Genomic DNA, 17,399 nt, shown 5'->3' with positions numbered 1-17,399 from the left:
ATACGAATTTGAAATCGCTGTCGCTCTTTTCAAATTCACTCGAACTGACAATTGGATTGTTGGATTGTTCGATTCTTGGATTGTTGGATAGACAGTTCTCGATACGAATTTGAAATCGCTGTCGCTCTTTTCAAATTCACTCGAACTGACAATTGGATTGTTGGATTGTTAGATTCTTGGATTGTTGGATAGACAGGTTCTCGATACGAATTTGAAAGCGCTGTCGCTCTTTTCAAATTCACTCGAACTGACAATTGGATTGTTGGATGTTTGAGTAGTGGATGCTATGGTATATAACCCAGCATTTTTTTTGTTTTAAAAAAGACCGATTGGTTTATTTTATTTATATTTGCTTTGTTGAAGGTGCTATTATGAAAATGACCAAGTCAGAAAATACGAAACAATTAATTGTAGAAAAAACCGCAGTTGTGTTTAATACAAAAGGATATGCCGGTACTTCCATGAATGATATTATGGCCGCGACAGGTCTTTCTAAAGGATGTATTTATGGAAATTTCGAGAATAAAGACGATGTGGCCTTAGCCGCCTTTGATTATAATCACGGGAAAGTAAACGAGCACATGAAAGTGAAGATTTCGGCAACTGATAATTCCATTGAGCGGTTATTGGTCTATCCCCATACTTATAAAAATTATTTTAGGTATCCCTATTTGCTTGCTGGGTGTCCTATTTTAAATACATCGACAGAGGCAGATGATACCCACCCGAAATTAAAAGAACGGGCAGTTAGAGCTCTTGATTTTTGGAAAACATCCATAGAGAATCAAATAAAGCGTGGTATTGAGAGAAAGGAAATTATGGAGGATACAAATCCAACAGAAATTGCAATAGTAATGATTTCGATGATTGAAGGAGCTTTTATGCAGGCCAAAGTTACCAATAGAACTAAAGAGTTAAGAATAGCAATGGATTTTTTAGAAAAAATAATTTTCGCCTTAAAAACATAATTTTTTTTCCTTTAAATAGACCGATTGGTCTATTAGGTACAATAATTATGAAGAAGTGGAAAGTATTATGAAAGACATTTTTAATGAAAAATAGTGGCTGATATCATTCAGACTTATAACCGGAGGTTTTATGGTCATTTGTAATTATTGAAAAATGAGAATTGTAAAATACACATCGGAATACCAAAAACATTTTGAGAAGCTAAACAGGGTTTGGGTAGATAAATATTTTAAAATGGAACCCATGGATGAGGCGTTGCTCTTATATCCGGAAGATACCATTTTGAGAAATGGAGGAGAAATATTTTTTGTTGAATATCAAGGTGAGATTATTGGAACGGTAGCTTTAGTACCCGTTAGCAGAGGTATTTTTGAAATGGCTAAAATGGCTGTAGACGAAAGGTTTCAGGGTTTGGGTGTGGGAAAATTGCTTTGCAAGACAGTTATTGAGGAAGCGAAGAAGCGTGATGCCAATAAACTCATTTTATTTACAAATTCCCAATTAAAAACTGCTTCAGCTATTTATCACAAATTCGGATTTCAAGTTGTGTCACTGATTGGACAGGAATACAGTCGTGTCGATATTAAAATGGAACTTTTATTAAAGCCAAAATCCCCGAAATGGTTTAACCGAAAATTTAATTTCAACATCAGTATGGAGAAATTTCCGGAATTGTTGGGAAGCATGGAATTAATTGTATTAAAATTTCAAAAGGTAATCCAAGGGAGGTTTGAAGAGCAATTAAATTTTAAGCCAAACGGAAAATGGTCAATAAAAGAACATATAGGACATTTGTGTATTTTAGAACCGTTGTGGCAAAAAAGATTTTTGGAAATCAAGGAAAATAAAGTGAAAATGTCGGCTACCGACTTGAACAATCAGGCAACAAATCAATCCTTTTTCAATCAATTTTCTATGGAAAAGCTGTTGTCCGACTTTCAAGAGGCACGTGCGAACACTATACGTATTATAGAAAGTATGAGTGAAGAGGATTTTCAAAAGAGCTTGTATCATCCAAGGTTAAATCAACCGATGCGGATCATTGATCTGATGTATTTCATTACCGAACACGATACACATCACTTGAATACTCTTTTGGAAATTTTGGACAAGTAGGACAATCATTAAATTATTTTCCATCATAATTATGCAAATCGAAAAAAATATTTTTGCCTATTTAGCTCTTGTTGTAGTGTGTATTGTATGGGGAACCACCTATTTTGCTCTACGAGTTGGCGTTGAGGCTTTTCCGCCCTTTCTCTTCTCAGCTATAAGACAAGTACTTGCGGGGGGTATTTTGTTGCTCCTATTACAACTTTCAGGTAATTTAAAGATTGACAGAAATCTGCTTCCTACACAATTTGTCCTGGGTATTTTAATGATTGCTTTTGGAAATGGAATTATTGGCTGGAGTGAAAGATATATACCCAGTGGGCTGGCAGCATTAATAGTTTCTATTTTGCCAGTGTATATTGTTTTCATTAATTATATGACCGGTATTGACAATAGAAAGCCTAATAAATTTATTTTTTCAGGGCTGCTATTAGGAAGTTTGGGTATCGTCCTCATTTTTAAAGATAACCTGAATGATTTAACCAACCCCAATTACCTTAAAGGCATGTTGTTAGCCTTCGGGGCGTGCTTATCTTGGGCTTTGGGAAGTGTTTATAGCAAGCATACAGTGCTTAAAGGAAATGTTATGACAAATGCGGCATTTCAAATGGTTTTCGGAGGAGTTATCTTGTTTGGAATGAGTTTAGGGATGGATGATTATTCAGAACTCAAGGCAATAGGTACAGAAAGTATCTGGGCGCTTGGGTATCTTGTAATAATCGGTTCCGTTTTAGCTTATCCCTGCTACGTATATGCTTTAGAAAAACTTCCCATAGGCGTTGTTTCATTATATGCTTATATCAATCCTTTGGTAGCGTTGTTTCTGGGATATGTTTTTTTAAATGAGGCAATTACGGGTATTACTCTTTTAGCTTTCCTGTGCGTGGTTGGGGCGGTTTATTTTATAAACAAAGGATATAGGAATAATAATAAGGAGGTTGCACCCTGCTTGTACGAGGTCAAAAAATAAAGCTATAAAATATAAAATTGATGGATACAGCAAGAAACAAACAATTGCTACAAAGCTTTGAACGGTCAGGAATAATGAAACTTTTCCGTGCCGAAGGCCGCATAATTTCGGATGGAAATTTTGAGATTACGGTACTAAAGCAAAGTTTTATGATGCGGCCGGCAGGAATGTTCAACGGAAGTACCATAGCTACATTGGTAGATGTTTCATCGGGGTATGCAGCAGCTTCCATCACACCTCCCAACAGTTATTTTACCACAGTAGAATTGAAAATAAATTACCTAAACCCTGCTTTAGGAGATAAACTTATTGCCAAAGCAGAAGTAATAAAAAACGGTAAAAGGCTTTCGATAGTTAGGACAGATGTTGTTTCAGTTCAGAATAATCGTGAGACATTGGTGGCTACATCTTTGGTTACCTTAATGCAGCTTCAAAACACGAATAATGAAACACAAATTGATTAATTTATAAATATGAAACCCTGCATATTTTGGGGCTTAATTTAACGGAAAACATTAAAAGAAGTAATAACAACATTTAAAATCAAACAATATGGTAAATTATTTAAATAGTGTAGTGAAACAATTTAAGTATTACAAAATGCTTGGAGAGAAAGCTATGGAGCAGGTGCAGGAAGAACAATTATTCTGGCAGTATAACGAAGAAAGCAATAGTATTGCCATTCTGGTAAACCATCTTACTGGAAATATGTTGTCAAGGTTTACTGATTTTTTGACGACTGACGGTGAAAAGCCGTGGAGAAAGCGGGATGCGGAATTTTCCAATCCATTCAACAATAAAGTAGAATTAATGGCCAGATGGAATAAGGGTTGGGATTGTGTTTTAAAAGCAATTGAACAACTTTCGGATAAGGATTTGGAGGGTATAGTGTATATTCGAAATGACGGACATACCGTTACAGAGGCCATTAACAGACAGTTGGCCCATTATTCTTACCACATCGGGCAAATGGTTTTCATTGCCAAAATGTTGAAAAATGACAATTGGCAAACCCTATCCATATCCCGAAATAAATCTACAGATTACAATCATCGCAAGTTTACGCAGGAAAAAGACATTCGACATTTTACAGATGATTTATAAGAATTAAAATAAGATGAGCGAGCATAATTTAAAATATCCAATTGGGCATTTTGTGAACCGGTGGAAATTACCAACGCGGAACTGAATAAATGGATGGATATTATTAAAACATTTCCTGAAGCTTTACAAAATGAAATTGAAGCATTATCCGATAATCTTCTTGACACGCCCTATAGGGAAGGAGGTTGGACGCTTAGATAGGTGGTCCATCATTTCGCCGATAGCCATATAAATGCATTTATCCGTTTCAAACTTGCTTTAACGGAAGACAATCCTTGTATTAAGCCATATAATGAAGCTTTATGGGCCGAAATGAGCGACAGTAAAACCTTTCCCGTTGAATTTTCTTTATCCATTTTAAAAGGGTTGCATTGTAGATGGTATGTTATTTTGAAAAATATGGACGATGGAATGCTTAAAAGGAAATATACCCATCCAGAACACGGAACGGAATTTACATTGGAGGAAGCTATTGGGATGTATGCCTGGCATTGTAACCATCATTTGACACATATTAAATTAATAAAACATAAAAGCAACATTTCATGAAAGCAATAATGATAACAGGAGCCAGTAGAGGCATTGGAGCCGCTACAGCCATGCTTGCCGCAGAAAGAGGATTTTCGGTAGCAGTGAATTATAACAAAAGTAAAGAGGAAGCGGAAAAAGTTGTAGAGGCTATCAAACAAAAAGGAGGTCATGCAAAAGCTATTCAGGCAGATGTTTCCAAAGAAAGTGATGTAATAAGATTGTTTGAAGAAGTGGATGTTGAGTTTGGCAGTCTAACATCATTAGTCAACAATGCCGGAACTCTAGAGGACCAATGCCGATTGGAAAATATAACAGCGCAAAGATGGCACCGAATATTTGATGCAAATACATTAAGTGTGTTTTTGTGTTGCCGGGAAGCCATCAAACGCTTATCGTCAAAATACGGAGGGAGTGGAGGAACAATTGTAAATGTTTCATCGATTGCATCGAGGACCGGTGCGCCCTTCGAGTATATTGATTATGCTGCTTCAAAAGGGGCTGTTGATTCGCTGACCATTGGATTGGCAAAGGAATTGGCAGACGAAAATATTCGTGTAAATGCGGTACGGCCAGCATTTATCCATACCGATATCCATTTAACAGGTGGAGAGCCTAATAGAATTGAACGGATAAGAGAAACCATACCGTTGAAAAGAGGCGGATTGTCTAGCGAGGTGGCGGAAGCCATTCTTTGGTTGGCTACAGAAAAATCATCTTATTCCACCGGGATATTCATTGATGTTTCCGGAGGTCGTTAAACTACTATTTTTGAAAAATTGTGGTTGCGGGGAAGTGAGTACTTGTCAAACAATTAATAAAGACATGGGCAAGATTTATGGAATCACCCTACAGTATACAAAGTTGAATTAATTTATATCCTAAAAAGCAACAAATATAAACGGATAAATATAAAATTTGGGCTTGATGGTTGTTTTATTCATTGGAATAAACCCTTTATTCTTTTAACCTACCAAGCCCGAAATTCCTATTAATAAACTACTTTACCCCAGTTATAATTAATTTTATTAATTCACCTCCATCAATATGAGTTATTCTGGAAAAATGTGCAATTTTCACAGATCATTCTTTTATGATTTTGATTGTTTGATTACCCTTGGTATCTTCGACTTGGAGAATAAATACTCCCTTGTTTAAAAATGAGAGGTCTATATCAGTTTGAAAAGCATTAATATTTTTAAATAGGAGTTTTTGCCCATTCATGTTATATACACCAATTGTTTCCAGCAAATATTTGCTTTTTAAATGAATTGAATGATTTACAGGGTTTGGATAAAATATTATAGATTCTTCTAGAGTGTTGATTTCCTCCAATCCCAAGGTACTTAAGTCTATAGTATATTTCATCAAACCTAAATCTATACTTCCTATATATATCGCGGCACTTTCTTCTTCAAATTTAACATTGGCATCAACAGCGGTAATTTGTAAAAGCTGCTCATTTTCTATTGTATTCCAAATTTGACCTCCATCTTCGGAATAAATTATTTTAAATTGTGAAACATCTGAATCGAATACAATTCCAATTACATGCGCTTCCGAATACTCGGAATGGAATGTTTTATGAACAATACCTTCATAGATTTTCGACCAGGACTCACCTGCATTTAAGGTTGTGAAGATCCCTTTATTTGTTGAAAGCGTCAATTGGTGTTCGTTTAATGGATTTGAGGACAAATGTATGATTAGGTCAGTCCCTGGGAGCAATTCTTCCAGTCCTGTGTTGGAAATTTCCCAACTTAAGCCACTATCGTTTGTTTTATAAATATCTGTTCCTATAGAAATAATTGCTTTATCTACCTCATTTTCATAAAAATGTAAACCTTTTATCAAGCCTGCTTCAGGAGGTGTGATAGGGCTGTTTGAAATGTTATTTAGGTCGCTTATGTCGGCTTTCCAAAATTCGATTTCGCCCATAGTATTGGATAATGAATACCAAACTTCATTATGATTATGCGGATTCACCTTTAAAACATCAACATAATTCATATAGGTATTGTGCATTTGAAATTTGTTTTGACCATGATCATTACTAACTTGTAAATCTGCTCCAAACCAGCCACTACTAAAAGTAAATATTCTTCCTTCAGTTGTTGTATCTATAAATAAAGCAGGGGCATCACCTTGGTTATAGGCATCCAAGGGAACCAGATCAAATGTTTCTTCGATTTGTGTGGTAAGATTTCTGTGTACATAGCCATATTGCACCCCATAATATAAGTGCACATCGTTATCAGCAAAAATACCTATTGAACCCGTAGATCTAAAATATTTATTTTTTTTCCAAGAGATTGTAGCGCCACCATCTTGAGAGAAAAGTGGAAAATAATCACTATTAATAAAAACCTCCTCTTCATTGAAAGGATTAAAGGAAAGATTCCATCCTGAATAATATAAATGAACATTGACGGGATCATAGACATAATGTTCCCAACTAGTACCGTTATCATTTGAAACAACTATCTCATTCTCTTCCAAAACTATGATATGTCCTTCTGTTATAGGATTATAGGAGATTAGATTGATATTATTTAGATTTCCTTCCGTCCAAGGAAGTGGAATGACATTCCAAGTATCTCCGCCGTCATCCGATCGATAAAGATTTTCTGGATTGTTGCCAAAATTTATTCCAGTGGCTACATACATTTCATCCGTATTGAAGGGGTTAAAGGCTATGGGGTTTAAAATAATGTTTTCCAGTCTCCAATTCCATGTTTGACCTGCATCCGTGGAAAATAATAAACCTCCTTCCACGCCGTTTGGGCCGAATCCCCTTGTCAACACCAAATGTTGTGAATTCTGTGGATTAATTGCAATATTATTTAAGGAAACCCCATCATGATCATTTTTAGAATAGATAGATACCCAATTTTGTCCACCATTTACTGTGTAATAAGTAATTTCCTCAATCCCAAAATCAAGAACTGTATTCATTAGTATTATATCCGAATTTTGTGTCGAAATTGCATATGACTGTATAGTTTTAACACTAGCATTATGGGGAATTTCAATTTCCTTGATAATTGAATTTGTGTTTAAATCAAAAATTAGGATGCTATTGTCTGGAGAGTCGCGATTGTATTTTACGAAGCTCAAGGCCATATTATTGTTAGTCATTCTTAGGTTCTGAAATTCGTTTGCATACTGATAAGGCATGGAAAACAGCACTTCCCAAGTTTCCCCATTATCCTCAGATTGAAGGATGTGATTATTCATTGAGGTTGCAAATAGTCTGTTTTCCACAATGGGATCGTAAGTAATATTAGATATTCTACCATAATCTTCGGACCCAACAAAATCCAATTGGGCATATAACGGAGTAGAGTCAATAAAGCATAATGGTAAAATTAAAAAGAGGGTAAAGAGATTTTTCATCGTGTGAGATTTATAAAATTAATTTAGGGCTAAAGTGTATAATGAAATTGGATTATACATAAAATACTACACGAATTAATAGGACATGGAGAAATAAATAATAGGACAACTGGAAACATTAGATATGGGAAAGATAGGGAAACAGTTCAGCAGTTTCTTGAAGCCCTATTTTTTTTGCGATTCGTTCTTTTCTTTTTCTACAGGCATCTGGGGTAATGTTTAGTAAGGATGAAATTTCCTTTATGGATAGATTCATATATAAATAGGATAAAAATCTTACATCATTTATATTGAGGTTTGGATGCTTTTCGCGCAATGAACTTAGAAACCCATTGTTTGTTTCTTCAAAATGTATAAGAAAATCATCCTGATCTTTATCCTTTTTAATTTGCTTATTTAAAATGGATACATATTTTTTGACTTCAGGTTTGTCTGATAAATCTACTTGCTCTTTAATATTTTGAATAATTTCTTGCAATACTTCATTTCTATTGGACATATTTAATGCCTTTACTGTTAATTTCCTGTTTTTAGCTTCCAGATCACTTTCCAGTTCTAGCATTTTTATTTTTTGATTTCTTTCTGCTATTATTTTTTTTTGTTTATCTCGAATGTTGGCATTTCTCCAAATCCAAACTATTATTAGAATTATAAAGACAATTATACTGAAGGAAATGAAAAGCATTTTACGCTCTGCTTCATAATTTTTGGTTTTTTCAATCATTTCAATTTCATAATTCCTTATTGCGAACTTGACACGATTGGCCTCAAATTGGCTACTGCTCTTTAAATAATATAAACTATCCTTAAGGAATATGACCGAATCTTTATATTCATTCGCGGTTTGATAATTTTTTCTTCTGTAATTAAGACTTGATAGTTGTTGATATATACTAATTTGAGTATCCAAACTGTTAAAGCCGCTTTGGGCTAAAACAGCAAATTCTTCCGCATCTTTTAAATTTCCTTCACTTAATGACATTTTAGAAAGTAGTAGAAGGCCTGATGTTTTCTGTTCTAAAAATTCTAAAGAGTTTAATTTTGGGATTAATCGTATTAATTCGTCTTTGGCAATATTATATTCGTGGCTCAAATAATAGTTTTCCGCTAATGCATATCTCCCTTGTAACAACACATTTGGATTATTTTGGAGAAGGGATTGTGCCTTTAGCAAATACTCCCTTGCTTCCTCGATCATTCCTATTTTATTGAGTGCAAGTCCTAAATTGATTGCATACAGGCCAGTTTTAAATCTGTCAGTTTTTTGATCTGCTAGTTTGTAGGCTTTAGAGAAATACTTTTGTGCCTCCTCAAGTTTATTTTCTTGATAGAAGAGAATACCAATATTATTGAGAACAATCATTTCTTCATTGGAATTCAAATGGCTAATGGCAATATCGTAAGCTAAGAGGTAATTTTCCAGAGCTTCACCATAATCGGAAAGTTTATAGTAATTAGCCCCAATATTGTTTATAGTTAAGAATAATTCTTTATACCATCCTTTTTCCTGAGAAATTTTCTGAACCTTAGTAAGTATTTCCAATGATTTGGAATGCTCACTTTGATGCATAGCTTCAATAGCCTCCTGTATTAGTAAATTGCACTCTGTTCGTGACTCCTCTTGAGTATTTAATATGAGAAATAAAAAAATGAATAGCGATTTCATTGAGGAAACTTTTATAAGTGGATCATATAATATTATTTAAGGCACAAATTATTATAAATAATGTGAATAGCATTATAAATTTATTGGGAAATATGAGCTATTAAATAGCGGTTGATAACGCTTTTATTTAAAAAATAATACACTTTCTAGTGATACTTCAATCTTTTAATTATGGCCTTCCAACACAATAACTTTGTTAAGAAAATATAGCAAAGCTTTTATTTCGGTACTTACCTAATTGGGTTTAACAGAACATAAGATCTGTTAGATCATGTTGAACACCAATTCTTCAAGGGTTTTAAAACAACTACGGGATTTATTGCGTGGTTAAAGTAATGCTATTGCTTAAAATGATGTAAGTAAAGGTAAGGGCTGGATAAATTTCATTTTAAATGTTGATGATAACACAGTGCAGGAATGTGCAGAAGTATGCAAAAAGTGTTGCTTTGTGTTTTGGTTTATTGATTTTAAGGGAGTTGAGTGTAGGTTTGACTTATTGTTTAATCTTAAAATCATTAAAAATGGCAAAACAAAAAGGAGTTATCAAACTGAAGGGTACCATGGGAGATGTTACCTATTACAGGACCGCCGACGGGTATATGGCCCGTGAGAAGGGTGGAATTGAGAAACAAAGAATCATGAATGATCCTGCCTTTAAGAGGACTAGGGAAAACGGACAGGAATTTGGTACTGCAGGAAAGAGTGGGCAACTCATCCGCAAATCGCAACGATTGTTGATGCGACAAGTAAAAGATAATCGTGTGACGGGCCGGTTAGTCCAAATATTGATGCGGATTATTAAAAGCGACGCCATTAATGAGCGTGGACTTCGCACGGTACAGGATGGGGACATGGACCAATTAAAAGGGTTTGAATTTAATCAGAAGGGGAAACTCACGACGGTTTTCTTCACGGGATTTACCCCAACTTTTGACCGGGTTTCGGGGGCATATGATGTGGATATTGCTGACTTCGTGCCCGGGGATGCCATCGATGCGCCTCGCGGTACTACCCACATTCAGTTATCCGCCGGAGTGAGCAGTTTGGATTTTACGGCACGCTCATTCGAGGAAGGGCACATCCTTTCACCTATTATTCCCTACGACAACCAAACCCAAGCTGCCTTTACCCTTAGCGCGACCATTGGCGCTGCCAGTACGATGCCTGTTATTGGCGTAGTGGGGGTAAGCTTTTTCCAAGAGGTGAACGGGCAGATGTATCCGTTGCGAAATGGGGTTTTTAATGCCCTTTCCATAGTAACTGTGGATCAACCTTAACCTTTAAAGGCCTTAAAAATGGAATTATTTTTATTTCGTTCACATTTTAGGGCTGGGACAAATGGGATGCTGTTTCACAAACAGCATTTCATTTGCTTCAGCATAGAACTGCCATTGCGCTGTAACCAGGAAAACGATACCTGTATTCCCGATGGCGTATATGAATTGGAGCGCTGTTATTCCTTGGAATTTGGTCATCACCTGCGAGTATTAAAGGTGCCGGAAAGATGTGGAATATTGTTTAGAGCTGGAACAAATCAACTAGAGGATTTAAAAGGCGCTATCATTCCTGTGATGCAATTAGCTGGAATTGGAAAGGGATATGGCTCAACGGAGGCATTGCATAAATTATTATTACGAATGGAAGCTGCCAGTACTGTAGGGCAGTCCTTTTTCTTGACGGTTTCGTCGGTCCTTGGGGGGAGGTGATTTTCAGTTGTCTGTTGTCTGTTGTCAGTTGTCTGTTTTCGGTTGACTGTTTTCTGTTTTCGGTTGTATGTAGTTAGGTCTCGGGTTTACTTGGTTAGTTATGGAGTTGAATTTATTTAATGGAATAGTGATATGAAGAAATTAAAAGGAGGGAGAAAGGACGTGCAATTGCGACGGTTAAAGAGCATTCGCAATTTAGGATGGGCCCTTTCTGCTATTGGTGGTGGGTTGAAAGGAATGTCGGGATTGGAATTTCTTGAGCGACTTGCGGTTTATACCATAGTGGCTGGTACTATTGTGTCAGTTGGTAGCCAAGCTATCATCAATGAAATGGAAAATATGGATGGAGATATTGGACCCTCTGGAGGCGGTGGTGCTTGGATAATTTATAGAAATAAAGGAATAAAAAATTAAAAGAAATTTAAACTTATTGAATTATGGACAATTATAAATTGAGTATTTATGGAGGCACCATATTTGGGCTTATGCCAAATCTGCCAGTTGAAAATATAATCGTCACCATATACATGGCAGTATTGGGAACATTGACAAGTTTTTTGGTCACGGTACTTTTGAAATGGGCTGGTGGTTTTGGGGATAGGGGTGGTAAAGAATGAATGCTTTGGGATATTGAATGATGCATAATTATTGATATACCTCCCTGATATTAGTTGACCACTTAAAGCGTGGAAAACTATGAAAGGAAATGTACGAAGTATTCGCAGGTGCGTAAATACTAAATTGAATTTAAAAAAGGATTGTTTCAGATTTTGAGCGCGGTATGTTCAATATGAAAGCATAGGCAAATATGGATGCCCTAAAGAAGAACTGAGGTAAAACACAACACTTTTCTTCATTAATTTTTGACAGTTTTATTTTAGGCTTACAGATTATAAAATAGATCTGTAAGCTATTTTTTTGTTTGGAACTCAATTATTTTGCCACTAGCACCAAAGCAAATCCGACATCATAGGGCAGTCCCGATTTTGCAATGGCAAAACACTGTTTCAATAGCTTATGTGCAAATGCTATGAGCACGAGCTTCTTACTCTTCCCTTGGTTTCTATAAACGGAACCATTGAAACCTACAAACTGATTGGGAATTAATATCTGTATCAAGATTTAATTAGTAAAGCAGGCCTATAGTTATAGTGCCTGCTTTTTTTCGTTGTGGTTTTAAAATATATTTATTTTGCAACAGAGTTTTAAGTGGGTAAATGCGATAACATACTTTTTATCACCCACAGCCTTATATTAATTCCATATAAATATACGAGCATTGCCATATTCGGTCATCACCAATAATTTCCAGAGATCTCCCTTTCAAATTAAGAGCCTTTCATCGAAAACCCCTTTCTTAAATTTTTCTTAAAGCCAAATAATTTTATATTTGGGTTCTCCCCACAATGTTTCCAATGCGGTTTCCCGTAATGGACATAGTTCGTATGTTCTTAAGTTTGAAAATTCAACAAAGAAATACACATTAGTAAACTTTACCAACAACCGACAACTAGCAACCAACAACAAAAAACCAACCCCCAAAATCCTATTTTTATGAGAAAACTATTACTATTTCTTTTACTAATTGTCGTATTGATTCCAAAAGCAACAGCTCAGAATGATGGCATTGTTGCTGCAGTAGCTGGAATTGCTGCCATTGGCGCAATAGCAATGAGTATTGAAAATATGAAGGAACAAGCAGAATTGAAGGCTACCGAATGGTTATTGAATGATGAGCCGGACATCACAAGCTTCTCTTTAAAAACGTTGGATTTTGATGGTAAAAAAGCGAAGGATATGTCTGCAGTTTCCTTAATAACCTATAAAATACAGGAATTCGAATTGGCAGAAGAACCAGAAGTGAATGGGAAGAAATTCGTATTGTTTGGTTTTACCAGTCATGGATGGATAAGCGACTATGGAGTTGATTTCAGCAGAATACGCTGGCATTTAATTGATTCGGAAGAATGGATGAATATGATGGTTGCTTATGTAAAAACAGCCTCAAACCAAACCGATGATTCTAGTATAAAAGAACATCTACGGAATGGTAAAATTGTAAATCGTGGTATAAGCGAGCGTTCAAAAACCACAATACCTTTCTATAAATTGGAAGGCGATATGTACACAGTAGCAGATTATAACAATATGATGAAACTGGTGTATAACGAACGCTCCCTAGGAATTTACTTAAAGGAAACTTCAAATCTGGTGCAAATAGGACGTGGCGATATTATTAAGATTCACGATTTTTTTTATGGTGCCAAATAATATAAATTAAATGCCCTATAGACTGAATAAAATTATATCATCTAAAAAATATAATGGCCATTAATACTTATTGCTTTATATTTAAAAAAACCAAGACGATCCACTAATAATGTCCCAAGAAAAAATTACCCTCTCCCAACTTGAAAAATATTTATCAAAAGCAGCCTGGATTTTAAAAGGCCCTGTAGATGCTTCTGATTTTAAAGTTTATATATTTCCACTGCTTTTCTTTAAACGTATTTCCGACGTTTATGATGAGGAATATAAACTAGCGTTAGAAGAATCTGAAGGAGATGAAGAATACGCTTCTCTACCAGAATTTCACAGATTTGAAATACCTCAAGATTGCCATTGGAACGATGTGCGAGAAACAACTACCAATGTTGGGCAAGCTATAGAGAAGGCTTTGCGCGGAATTGAACAAGCCAATCAGGAATATCTGTATGGTATTTTTGGTGATGCCCAATGGAGCAATAAGAATAAGCTTTCCGATAGATTGCTGAATGATTTAATAGAACACTTCTCCCAATACGATTTAAGCAATAGCAATGTAGATTCAGATTTGCTTGGTAACTCTTATGAATACCTTATAAAACACTTCGCGGATTTGACCAATAAAAAAGCAGGGGAATTCTATACTCCGCGCTCAGTTGTGCATTTGCTGGGATTGATACTTGATCCACACGAAGGCGAAACTATATATGATCCTGCCTGTGGAACCGGGGGAATGCTTTTGGAATGTGTAGATCATTTAAAAGATAACAAAGAGGATTACCGTACCCTAAAGTTATTTGGACAAGAGAAAAATCTAACCTCAAGCTCCATAGCGAGAATGAACATGTTTCTTCACGGTATTGAGGATTTTCAAATAGTGAGAGGTGATACTTTGCGCAATCCTGCATTTTTTGAAGCCGATGGACTAAAGACTTTTGATTGCGTAATTGCCAACCCTCCGTTTTCACTAAAAGAATGGGGTGCTGAAAATTGGGTAAACGACCAATTTGGCAGAAATATAGCGGGGGTACCTCCAAAAGGCAATGGTGATATGGCCTGGGTGCAACATATGATTAAATCCATGAACAGTACTGGTCGAATGACAGTGGTGCTACCGCATGGCGCATTGTTTAGAAAAGGAGCAGAAGGAAAGATTCGGGAAGAACTTTTAAAACAGGATTTATTGGAAGCTGTAATTGGTTTGGGACCAAATATATTTTATGGAACCCAATTGGCGGCCGGCGTTTTAGTTTTTAAACAAAATAAGGAAGCGAATAAAAAAGGAAAGGTGCTTTTTATAGATGGAAGCGAACAAGTGCGAGTGGGCAGGGCCCAGAATTATTTGGAACCTGAGCATGTGCGACAACTTTTTGATTGGTTTAATGGATATGAGGATGTTGAAAACTACGTAAAAGTTGCTTCTAAAGCTGAGTTAAAAGAAAACGATTACAACCTCAACATTCCATTATATGTGGAAAAAATTATAGAAGATAATTTGCCGTTTGTAGAGGAAGCTTTGGCAGATTTAAAAACAGCTTGGAATGAAAGTTTAGAAGCGGAGGAAAAATTTAAAACAATATTAAAAAAGTTTATATAAAATGGAAAAGAAAATATCAGAGGTTTTACATTCTATAGATAATGGTGAATATACTATCCCTGAATTCCAGAGAGGATATGTTTGGAATAGCAAACAGGTTAAGGATTTTTTTAGGTCATTATTCTTGGGCTATCCTTCTGGTTCATTTTTAATTTGGAAAACAAAAGACCCTTCCAAAATAAGAGGTTCAGCACCTGAAACTAACTCCGTATTCCATCAGCTTATTTTGGATGGACAACAAAGATTAACTACTATTTATACAATTTTTAGAGGTAAAACGCCTGATTGGTATGAAGGGGTATCTTTGCGAACCGATCTATATTTTAATTTAGAAACGGAAGAATTCGAATATTTCATGCAAAAAAAGATGAGTAATAATCCTGAATGGATTAATGTCTCTGACTTTTTAAGTAATGGAGGTGTCAGTACATTTATTACACATATACAATCTCTAGATAACAATACTAAAAATTACTATTTAAATAAAATCGTTACCCTAAATAAACTTGGGGCTATACAAGATTATGGTTATTATATAAAAGAAATAACTATTTCCGAATTAGATAAAGTTGTCGAAATTTTTAATTTAGTTAATAAAACAGGGACAACACTTAACGAGTCTGATTTGGCCCTAGCCATTATTACATCAAATTGGCCTGAATCCAAAGATAGATTTAGAGAAGCTTCCGTAGAGTTTGCCAAATACAATTATGACTTTAGCTTTAGAAATTATACGAGATTATTAAATATCTTCACTACTGAACGAGGAAAATATTCTGATGAGATAAGTACCATAACTCCTGAAGATTTTGAAGAATCATGGAAAGAAATAAATAAAATACTTTCTTATTTAATTAATATTTTAAGAGACAAGGCTTATATTGATTCTTCCGATAGTTTCAGCTCGTTATATGTATTTTATGTTTTAGGTTATTACTTAAAGAAGAATGGTGGGCAATTTAAATCTGAAGAAGAAGCTAATAAGGCAATTTATTGGATGTTCACGTCCCTTCTTTGGGGAAGATTTAGTGGTTCTTCAGAATCTTTCCTTGAAAAAGATATCAATGCCATTAAAGAGCATAATACCATTGATGCTTTAATAGAAGAAATGCATCTGTTCAGAGGAACAAATTTATACCTACGTCCCGAAGATATAACTATGCAAGGTGTTAGAAGTAGAATCTATAATCTGTTTTATAGCTCTGTTAGAGCGCAAAATGCAAAAGATTGGACGAATCCAGTGTTAAGTCTTTATTCTAAAAGCGTAGGCTATAATAACAAACTTGAAAGACATCATATCTTTCCAAAAGCCTTTCTATATAAAAAATATAATTCGGGGAACTCCATTCATAAGGCATTAGTAAATGAAATTGCAAATATTGCCTTTATCACCCAAAAATCAAATATGGAAATATTAGATGGTGATCCTGCGGAATATTTACCAAAAATAAATACTGAACAACTTAGAAAACAATTTGTACCCACAGACAGTACCCTTTATTCTTTAGAAAATTATGAAAGTTTTCTAGACCAAAGAAGAAAAAAGCTGACAGATGGAATAAATAATTTTCTAAAATCCTTTTATAAGGATAACTCAAAAGATGTCATAAATCAAGATCTACAACACTATGACCAAGAAATAGAAAGGATTGAAATTTCCTTACGTAATATAATTTCAGATAAGTTAGAATTAGCTTGTGAGTTAGATGCTTATCAAGAGTTGGTACCTGACCATATAAAAATAAAAGTAGATGGAAGGATTAAAAATTGGCTGGGTAAAAATTCGGGTGAAGACAAGAATCAGTTTTTAGGTTTGAGAAGGAGGATGGATTTTTTTGATATGCAAGAGTATAAAGATGTAATTATATCAAAACCTGCTTATCCTTCCTTTGAAGAGGTATTTGGTAGCAAAGGCACTTTGGAAGTTAGGTTTAATCAAATTGCCGAATTAAGAAATTCAATAAGACATAGTAGAGATATAACCGATGCAACCATTAAAGACGGCGAAGCCGCTATTTTATGGTTTACATCAATCATAAGACCGTATATGAAGAAAATGGAGGTCTTAGAAGATAACGAATAGAT

Annotated in this window: 17 protein-coding genes and 1 pseudogene; 15 read left to right on the top strand and 3 right to left on the bottom strand. The window is 35.1% G+C overall.

Annotated elements, in window-relative coordinates; all coding sequences use genetic code 11:
- The first annotated feature begins 329 nt into the window (after nucleotides 1-329).
- The 8 genes from QRD02_RS12155 (at nucleotide 330) to QRD02_RS12125 (ending at nucleotide 5,445) form a co-directional block, all read left to right on the top strand.
- A complete protein-coding gene (locus QRD02_RS12155) occupies nucleotides 330-968 on the top strand; it encodes a TetR/AcrR family transcriptional regulator (RefSeq protein ID WP_290255229.1) in 639 nt (212 codons plus the stop codon).
- A 154-nt stretch (nucleotides 969-1,122) separates the two neighbouring features.
- Entirely contained in the window at nucleotides 1,123-2,085 is a 963-nt protein-coding gene (locus tag QRD02_RS12150; RefSeq protein WP_290255228.1) for a GNAT family N-acetyltransferase, read from the top strand.
- A gap of 31 nt (nucleotides 2,086-2,116) precedes the next feature.
- Nucleotides 2,117-3,052 (top strand): EamA family transporter, encoded by a 936-nt coding sequence (locus tag QRD02_RS12145; protein WP_290255227.1) that lies wholly within the window; start codon nucleotides 2,117-2,119, stop codon nucleotides 3,050-3,052.
- Between the two features lie 20 nt (nucleotides 3,053-3,072).
- Nucleotides 3,073-3,516 (top strand): PaaI family thioesterase, encoded by a 444-nt coding sequence (locus tag QRD02_RS12140; protein WP_290255226.1) that lies wholly within the window; start codon nucleotides 3,073-3,075, stop codon nucleotides 3,514-3,516.
- Nucleotides 3,517-3,604: 88 nt separating this feature from the next.
- Nucleotides 3,605-4,156 (top strand): DUF1572 family protein, encoded by a 552-nt coding sequence (locus tag QRD02_RS12135; protein WP_290255225.1) that lies wholly within the window; start codon nucleotides 3,605-3,607, stop codon nucleotides 4,154-4,156.
- A gap of 60 nt (nucleotides 4,157-4,216) precedes the next feature.
- Nucleotides 4,217-4,357 carry a DinB family protein gene (locus tag QRD02_RS14440; RefSeq protein WP_353959582.1) on the top strand — a complete coding sequence of 47 codons (141 nt, stop codon included), beginning with the start codon at nucleotides 4,217-4,219 and terminating at the stop codon, nucleotides 4,355-4,357.
- Nucleotides 4,358-4,705: a DinB family protein gene (locus QRD02_RS14435; RefSeq protein ID WP_353959581.1), complete on the top strand. Its 348-nt coding sequence runs from the start codon at nucleotides 4,358-4,360 to the stop codon at nucleotides 4,703-4,705.
- Nucleotides 4,702-5,445, top strand: a complete 744-nt coding sequence (locus QRD02_RS12125) for an SDR family oxidoreductase (protein WP_290255224.1) — start codon at nucleotides 4,702-4,704, stop codon at nucleotides 5,443-5,445. The genes QRD02_RS14435 and QRD02_RS12125 overlap by 4 nt, the downstream gene beginning before the upstream one ends.
- A 322-nt stretch (nucleotides 5,446-5,767) precedes the next feature.
- Here QRD02_RS12125 and QRD02_RS12120 read toward each other — a convergent pair whose 3' ends face one another.
- Both QRD02_RS12120 and QRD02_RS12115 read right to left on the bottom strand, forming a co-directional pair.
- Nucleotides 5,768-8,080, bottom strand: a complete 2,313-nt coding sequence (locus QRD02_RS12120; RefSeq protein ID WP_290255223.1) for a T9SS type A sorting domain-containing protein — start codon at nucleotides 8,078-8,080, stop codon at nucleotides 5,768-5,770.
- A gap of 118 nt (nucleotides 8,081-8,198) precedes the next feature.
- Nucleotides 8,199-9,746 carry a tetratricopeptide repeat protein gene (locus QRD02_RS12115; protein ID WP_290255222.1) on the bottom strand — a complete coding sequence of 516 codons (1,548 nt, stop codon included), beginning with the start codon at nucleotides 9,744-9,746 and terminating at the stop codon, nucleotides 8,199-8,201.
- Nucleotides 9,747-10,267: 521 nt separating this feature from the next.
- On the opposite strand from QRD02_RS12115, the gene QRD02_RS12110 reads away from it, so the two are divergent.
- From QRD02_RS12110 to QRD02_RS12095, 4 genes are all read left to right on the top strand, one after another.
- Nucleotides 10,268-11,023 carry a hypothetical protein gene (locus tag QRD02_RS12110; protein ID WP_290255221.1) on the top strand — a complete coding sequence of 252 codons (756 nt, stop codon included), beginning with the start codon at nucleotides 10,268-10,270 and terminating at the stop codon, nucleotides 11,021-11,023.
- An 18-nt stretch (nucleotides 11,024-11,041) separates the two neighbouring features.
- On the top strand, nucleotides 11,042-11,452 hold the full coding sequence (locus tag QRD02_RS12105) for a DUF5675 family protein (RefSeq protein WP_290255220.1): 411 nt from the start codon (nucleotides 11,042-11,044) through the stop codon (nucleotides 11,450-11,452).
- Nucleotides 11,453-11,584: 132 nt separating this feature from the next.
- A complete protein-coding gene (locus QRD02_RS12100; RefSeq protein ID WP_290255219.1) occupies nucleotides 11,585-11,866 on the top strand; it encodes a hypothetical protein in 282 nt (93 codons plus the stop codon).
- A 23-nt stretch (nucleotides 11,867-11,889) separates the two neighbouring features.
- Complete coding sequence (locus QRD02_RS12095; protein ID WP_290255218.1) at nucleotides 11,890-12,069, top strand: hypothetical protein; 180 nt, start codon at nucleotides 11,890-11,892, stop codon at nucleotides 12,067-12,069.
- A 316-nt stretch (nucleotides 12,070-12,385) separates the two neighbouring features.
- Here the strand turns inward: QRD02_RS12095 and QRD02_RS12090 are convergent.
- Nucleotides 12,386-12,511, bottom strand: a pseudogene (locus QRD02_RS12090) (IS110 family transposase); the annotation flags it as partial.
- A 495-nt stretch (nucleotides 12,512-13,006) separates the two neighbouring features.
- Between QRD02_RS12090 and QRD02_RS12085 the strand changes: the two are divergent.
- The 3 genes from QRD02_RS12085 (at nucleotide 13,007) to QRD02_RS12075 (ending at nucleotide 17,397) form a co-directional block, all read left to right on the top strand.
- Nucleotides 13,007-13,723 (top strand): hypothetical protein, encoded by a 717-nt coding sequence (locus tag QRD02_RS12085; protein ID WP_290255217.1) that lies wholly within the window; start codon nucleotides 13,007-13,009, stop codon nucleotides 13,721-13,723.
- 109 nt (nucleotides 13,724-13,832) lie between these two features.
- A complete protein-coding gene (locus QRD02_RS12080; RefSeq protein ID WP_290255216.1) occupies nucleotides 13,833-15,314 on the top strand; it encodes a type I restriction-modification system subunit M in 1,482 nt (493 codons plus the stop codon).
- 1 nt (nucleotide 15,315) lies between these two features.
- On the top strand, nucleotides 15,316-17,397 hold the full coding sequence (locus QRD02_RS12075) for a DUF262 domain-containing protein (protein ID WP_290255215.1): 2,082 nt from the start codon (nucleotides 15,316-15,318) through the stop codon (nucleotides 17,395-17,397).
- The last annotated feature ends 2 nt before the right edge of the window (nucleotides 17,398-17,399 follow it).

Origin of the sequence: Aequorivita aurantiaca, assembly GCF_030410135.1 — a bacterium.
Lineage (GTDB): Bacteria > Bacteroidota > Bacteroidia > Flavobacteriales > Flavobacteriaceae > Aequorivita > Aequorivita aurantiaca.
This window is presented reverse-complemented; position numbering and strand designations above follow the sequence as displayed.

Coding starts and splice junctions, on each gene's coding strand:
- QRD02_RS12150 (WP_290255228.1), top strand. CDS start 1,123: ATGAGAATTGTAAAATACACATCGGAATACCAAAAACATTTTGAGAAG.
- QRD02_RS12145 (WP_290255227.1), top strand. CDS start 2,117: ATGCAAATCGAAAAAAATATTTTTGCCTATTTAGCTCTTGTTGTAGTG.
- QRD02_RS12140 (WP_290255226.1), top strand. CDS start 3,073: ATGGATACAGCAAGAAACAAACAATTGCTACAAAGCTTTGAACGGTCA.
- QRD02_RS12135 (WP_290255225.1), top strand. CDS start 3,605: ATGGTAAATTATTTAAATAGTGTAGTGAAACAATTTAAGTATTACAAA.
- QRD02_RS12125 (WP_290255224.1), top strand. CDS start 4,702: ATGAAAGCAATAATGATAACAGGAGCCAGTAGAGGCATTGGAGCCGCT.
- QRD02_RS12120 (WP_290255223.1), bottom strand. CDS start 8,080: ATGAAAAATCTCTTTACCCTCTTTTTAATTTTACCATTATGCTTTATT.
- QRD02_RS12115 (WP_290255222.1), bottom strand. CDS start 9,746: ATGAAATCGCTATTCATTTTTTTATTTCTCATATTAAATACTCAAGAG.
- QRD02_RS12110 (WP_290255221.1), top strand. CDS start 10,268: ATGGCAAAACAAAAAGGAGTTATCAAACTGAAGGGTACCATGGGAGAT.
- QRD02_RS12105 (WP_290255220.1), top strand. CDS start 11,042: ATGGAATTATTTTTATTTCGTTCACATTTTAGGGCTGGGACAAATGGG.
- QRD02_RS12100 (WP_290255219.1), top strand. CDS start 11,585: ATGAAGAAATTAAAAGGAGGGAGAAAGGACGTGCAATTGCGACGGTTA.
- QRD02_RS12095 (WP_290255218.1), top strand. CDS start 11,890: ATGGACAATTATAAATTGAGTATTTATGGAGGCACCATATTTGGGCTT.
- QRD02_RS12085 (WP_290255217.1), top strand. CDS start 13,007: ATGAGAAAACTATTACTATTTCTTTTACTAATTGTCGTATTGATTCCA.
- QRD02_RS12080 (WP_290255216.1), top strand. CDS start 13,833: ATGTCCCAAGAAAAAATTACCCTCTCCCAACTTGAAAAATATTTATCA.
- QRD02_RS12075 (WP_290255215.1), top strand. CDS start 15,316: ATGGAAAAGAAAATATCAGAGGTTTTACATTCTATAGATAATGGTGAA.